A 480-nucleotide genomic window follows, 5' to 3' on the forward strand; every position below is an offset into this window, starting at 1 on the left:
GGTCTTTTTCTACTGGCTGGTTAATAAATGTACGTCCAATGACAGTTCCATCGGAACGAATGGCAGAACATACCGCAGAATTGGTCATTCCGAGGTCCACGGAAATAATCGTTTGGTCTTTTATGTTTGTTTTATTTAACGGAACTTTCTTCTCATAGGAGATAGCTAGGTAGTATTTCTTACCACTTTTTATCAACTTTGGATTGCATTCTTTCCAACCTGAAACGCCTCTCTTTTCTAAATCCATTGGTTTATATGTAATATCTATCCAAACCCAATCTTTTTTTATAAATAACTTTAATTTCGCTTCATGGTTACTTCCTTTTTCAAACATGTTACCGCGGTAGAACACAGGAAATTCATTGTGTTCAAGTTGAAAAAAACGTTTCCCCTCTTGTTTCGCTTGTTCTTTTTCTTCTACCCAGTTTTGGAGTAAGGAACGATAACTTTTCACTTTTCCGAAGGCGGAAGCGATAGCCG

General features: G+C 37.3%; 1 pseudogene. It reads right to left on the reverse strand.

The features are described from left to right. Positions 1-480, reverse strand: a pseudogene (locus tag MR109_RS29675) (RNA-guided endonuclease TnpB family protein); the annotation flags it as partial.

Source organism: Bacillus cereus group sp. BfR-BA-01310 (genome assembly GCF_022664325.1).
GTDB lineage: Bacteria > Bacillota > Bacilli > Bacillales > Bacillaceae_G > Bacillus_A > Bacillus_A paramycoides.